The organism is Pararcticibacter amylolyticus (assembly GCF_003130405.1).
In the GTDB taxonomy this organism is placed as follows: Bacteria; Bacteroidota; Bacteroidia; order Sphingobacteriales; family Sphingobacteriaceae; genus Arcticibacter; species Arcticibacter amylolyticus.
Window position 1 is genome coordinate 199,027 of record NZ_QEAS01000013.1, and the last position, 4,510, is coordinate 203,536.

Genomic DNA, 4,510 nt, shown 5'->3' on the forward strand with positions numbered 1-4,510 from the left:
AATTTGCTGTCAGCAGAATAACAAAGAAAGCAAACTGTACAACGAAGAGCACAACGCCAGCCGGATTTCCTTTTTTGAACGGCAGCTTAAAGAATGATAGCAAAAGAAAAAAAGCCAGGACCAGCCAGCCCATGTAATTTTGAAGAGGAATTTCGTTACCATGCCAGCTCCAATAGTCAAACCGCACGGCAACAGGCTCAATAATAACATCAAGTATTGTAACCAGCACAGCACCCAGTGCCGCTGCTGCAACCGCGTTATTTATTCCCATCCTGTCCACCACCATACCGACTGAATAAATCACCAGTATCCAATTCACGCCTATCATAAGGGGCGTTCCGGCAATCTTGTATCCCAGCGTAGCCCCATAAGCATAGTTCCCGAATATCAGTCCCGTTTGCACACCGGCTAATTCAGCAAAAAAACCTGCAAAATAACAGATAAGCAAAAATGCAAGAAAATACACATTCTTCCCTTTTTGGCTGCGTACTATTAAAAACAGCATCAAAAGAAGGTGAAAGGGTACTAGTTGCTTAAAAAGCGGCTGGAACGCCGGGACCAGAAACCCGATAAGCCCCACCACGTGAAAGAGTACGATCAGAAACACACAGACGCCATCGGTGCGCAGTATTTTAAGCTCTTTTCTCATTTGGAAATTTAGTATCTATTCTATTCGTCTTCCCTTCCACACGATGGTCCTTGTCAAATATTTCTTTACCGACAGAAATGATATAAAAATAAATGAAAGCATCTGAAAGGGATGAAGAATGATGTTAAAGACAGGATTTTGCCCGCTTAGCAAAGAGATCATAAGCCGGGTCAGGATGATGAGGGTAACAGCAAAAGAGATGAGCTGTATATCCAGGTAAAGTGCTACAAACAAGGGCCCGAGCATCACCAGCAACAAATAACAAACCAGCCCCGCAATATTATTATTGAAGCCGGCAAGAAGGTTTTTACTAAACCCTTCGGTAGCTTCAGAGAAACTTCCGTACATCCTGCAATAAATAAACCCATTGGCAAGTAGTGCCTCTGCCCGCAAGCGGTATGCCTTAACCAGTTTCATGATCTCTATATCTTCTACCACCTTATCTTTCACCTGTGCATGCCATTGATGCTGGTGATAGCTGACCGCTTCAAATACCATACACTGACCAGAAGCTGCGGAAAAAGCAGGATTAGCAGAGAGGCGCACCAGGCGCAAAGGCAGGAGGTTAAGCAGGAGAAAATGCATAAGAGGAACCACCATCCGCTCGCCAAGGCTTACCATCTTCTGATTCGTAAAAAGACTAAGCAGGGACAACTTCGCCAGTTTCATTCTATGAATCACTCCGTTCAGCATCCCGTTTGCTATGGAGGTATCCGCGTCGAGGAATAAAAGATATTTTCCCTTTGCAAGATGAGCAAGCTGATGGCAGGCATAGTTTTTTCCGAGCCAGCCCTGGGGCAGTTCCCCTCCCTTTATTACCTGAAAACGCGTGTCAGTAGCCGCAAACCTGCTGCACACCTCATAGGTTTCATCGGAAGAGGAATCGTCAAGAATGATCACTTCATATTGCTGATAATCCTGAGCCTTTACCGATTCCAGGAGTTTCAGAATATCCTCCTGTTCGTTACGGGCGGGAATAAGAATAGAGACCAGGTCGTTATAACTTCTTACAGAGGGCGATAGCTTCGGATTGGAAATAAAATTAAAAAGCGTAACGGCAAACCTCAGGATAAGAAAGAAAAAGACGACATAATATATCAGCATGATTATACAATAATGCGGTTCTGCGTTTGCCGCGAAGTTTCATAATGTTTGTTATAGCTGCTCTTAATAAGTTGTAAGCTTGTAAACTCTTCACCCTCCCATTTAGCTAGATAACAACGGACAGAGGGCTTACGGTTTTCAAAATAATCAATAAAAGAAGCAGCAAAAACATATTGAAACCTCTTGTCTGAGGAATTGATCAGGTTAATCAGCCCTTTCTCAAAGATGATCTCCCGTGTATGAGATGAATATAAGCGCCCCTGTGGAAACACGAGGACAAGGTTATTTTGATCATTCAGCAGCTTACCCGCATATTCGAGTGAATGAAGAAGGCTTTTAGATTGCTTTTTTACAGGAAAAGCACCCAGGTATTTCAGGAACCAAACCTTCCGGTAGTTTTCTTCATCTACCATTACATGGAATTTTTTCCTGAAATATCTCCTGTTAAGCTCATACATGAAGAAGCCATCCCACCACGAAAAATGATTGGCAAGCAGCAACACCGCTCTTTCAGGGTCGAAAGATGCCTGGTTAAAAGAGAGCTCCCTGAAATCCCTGCTGATGATCCGGCCGATGTACCAGGAAAAGAAATTCCTTACAAGATGACTGAACATCCTGCAATTTAAAAAATTTCAGGAGCTAATCAAAGACTGTTCAGTGACAGGTGTTTGCTAAAGCCGTGACTACAGGTCAAATATCTCAAATTTATTCCAGAAGCCATCCCTTGGCAGGGGCGCTTCAATGCAGATCTCTTCTTTCTTCACGGGGTGAATAAACTGCAGTCTTTTCGCATGAAGACAGATAGTCCTTTTAAGACTTCCCCGGGGATAACCATATTTATTATCTCCCACAATAGGGCAGTCAAGCGTAGAAAGCTGTACCCTGATCTGGTGAGGCCTTCCGGTGATAGGATTTACTTCGATAAGATGGTAGCCCTCCAGATCACCAATGAGCTGGTAATTCAACTCAGACCGGGAGCCTCCTTCCACCTCATGATCATAAGCAGCCGTAATGTTCCGCTGCGGATTCTTCACAAGCCAGTGCACGAGGTTCCCGCTTTCAGGAACCGGCCTGTTCCGCACCACCGCCCAGTAGGTCTTATGCATCTCGCGGTTTTTGAACATATCATTGATTCTGTCGAGCGCTTTGCTCGTTTTGGCAAAAATGATAACTCCGCTAACCGGCCGGTCTAAACGGTGAACGACCCCGATAAAGGCGCTGTTGGGCTTATTATATTTCTTTGCCAGATATCTTTTCACCTTTTCTTCCAGCGGATCATCACCGGTTTCATCCATCTGAACGAGTTCGCCCCCTTTCTTATTAATCCCGATAATATGATTATCCTCATACAGGACGTCGGCATCTGTAAGATCGTAAAACGGATTTTTGAATTCAAGTCTCCCCATGACTTCTGTTATTACGAATTAGTATTGTTCCTTTTCATTGGGAAAATCTCCCGACTTGACATCATTTATATACGACTTCACTGCTCCGTTGATTTCGTCGTATAAATTGAGATACTGGCGCAGGAACCTTGGTTTAAATCCATTGTTCAATCCCAGCATATCATGAACCACAAGTACCTGTCCGTCGCAGGCATTCCCACCTCCAATTCCGATAGTCGGAATTTTAACGCTTTCAGTAGCTTCTTTTGCAAGAGATGCAGGAATCTTCTCCAGCACCACGGCAAAACAGCCGGCATCCTGCAAAGCCAGGATATCGCTTTTTAATTTAAGAGCCTCAGCTTCTTCTCTTGCCCTTACTGTATATGTTCCAAATTTATAAATAGATTGAGGAGTCAGGCCTAAATGCCCCATAACCGGGATACCGGCTGTAATAATTCGGGCTACCGACTCTCTTATTTCTTCTCCGCCTTCCAGTTTCACGGCATGCGCCCCCGACTCCTTCATAATCCTGATGGCCGAGTTCAGCGCCTCCTTGGAATTCCCCTGGTAAGAACCAAACGGAAGGTCGACCACTACAAGACAACGGCTAGCCGCCCTCACTACCGAAGCAGCATGATAGATCATCTGATCGAGCGTAATAGGAAGCGTCGTTTCATGTCCCGCCATTACATTGGATGCTGAATCTCCGACTAATATTACATCAATCCCCGCCTCATCTACAATCTTTGCGATAGAATAATCGTAAGAAGTAAGCATAGAGATCTTCTCGCCCTTCATCTTCATCTCCTGCAGCGTATTGGTTGTGATACGCTTAATCTGTGTATTAACCGACATATCTTATTAATAAAGCGAACAAACTTAGACAAAATCCTTTATATGTAAACAAAAAAGAGACGAAGCTGTATGCATGCCGCTGATTGCTCTGCCTGTCCAGACATCCATTAAAAACCCATTTATCTTAAAAGATCTATCAATTTAAAAGAATTATAACGGGCTGCCAGGCAGTTATTTTACAATGGTACTATCCGGCTCCATTCCGGGACAGTTCCGGGGCAACAGGCGGGAGGCTACGTGTTTTCCGCGTGTCCGCTGCGTGTCCTGCTCGTGTCGGCCTCGGGTTAGAGTCGCAGCCGACTCGCAAAGGAGTCGCAGAAAAGTCGCAGACTACTGCAAAGCATCCCGGTACTGGGCCGAAACTGTCCCGGAAGTAAGTAGGGCTCTTGTCTTATCCCTGTCTTATCCTAGAATGGCTATACACCTTACTGAATAAATCCTGAATTAATTATACACGATGATTTGTTATTCCTGGTTGAATTATACACTGCAATTTGGTAATCCTGTTTGAACTATA

General features: G+C 44.4%; 5 protein-coding genes. All 5 read right to left on the minus strand.

Features of this window, described 5'->3' with window-relative positions; genetic code table 11:
• Positions 1 to 649, minus strand: a 649-nt coding sequence (locus DDR33_RS16625; protein WP_238387833.1) for a carotenoid biosynthesis protein, incomplete at its 3' end; no start/stop codon positions are given.
• A gap of 15 nt (positions 650 to 664) precedes the next feature.
• Positions 665 to 1,753 carry a glycosyltransferase gene (locus DDR33_RS16630; protein ID WP_109416922.1) on the minus strand — a complete coding sequence of 363 codons (1,089 nt, stop codon included), beginning with the start codon at positions 1,751 to 1,753 and terminating at the stop codon, positions 665 to 667.
• A 2-nt stretch (positions 1,754 to 1,755) separates the two neighbouring features.
• Complete coding sequence (locus DDR33_RS16635; protein ID WP_109416923.1) at positions 1,756 to 2,367, minus strand: lysophospholipid acyltransferase family protein; 612 nt, start codon at positions 2,365 to 2,367, stop codon at positions 1,756 to 1,758.
• A 69-nt stretch (positions 2,368 to 2,436) separates the two neighbouring features.
• The gene (locus DDR33_RS16640) at positions 2,437 to 3,159 is read right to left on the minus strand and encodes an RluA family pseudouridine synthase (protein WP_109416924.1); all 723 of its coding nucleotides are present in this window, start codon (positions 3,157 to 3,159) and stop codon (positions 2,437 to 2,439) included.
• 18 nt (positions 3,160 to 3,177) lie between these two features.
• Positions 3,178 to 3,993, minus strand: a complete 816-nt coding sequence (panB, locus tag DDR33_RS16645) for a 3-methyl-2-oxobutanoate hydroxymethyltransferase (protein WP_109416925.1) — start codon at positions 3,991 to 3,993, stop codon at positions 3,178 to 3,180.
• Positions 3,994 to 4,510: the final 517 nt, after the last annotated feature.

What these genes read in the sequence shown, in the direction of transcription:
- DDR33_RS16630 (WP_109416922.1), bottom strand. Translation starts at nt 1,753, where the DNA reads ATGCTGATATATTATGTCGTCTTTTTCTTTCTTATCCTGAGGTTTGCC.
- DDR33_RS16635 (WP_109416923.1), bottom strand. Translation starts at nt 2,367, where the DNA reads ATGTTCAGTCATCTTGTAAGGAATTTCTTTTCCTGGTACATCGGCCGG.
- DDR33_RS16640 (WP_109416924.1), bottom strand. Translation starts at nt 3,159, where the DNA reads ATGGGGAGACTTGAATTCAAAAATCCGTTTTACGATCTTACAGATGCC.
- panB (WP_109416925.1), bottom strand. Translation starts at nt 3,993, where the DNA reads ATGTCGGTTAATACACAGATTAAGCGTATCACAACCAATACGCTGCAG.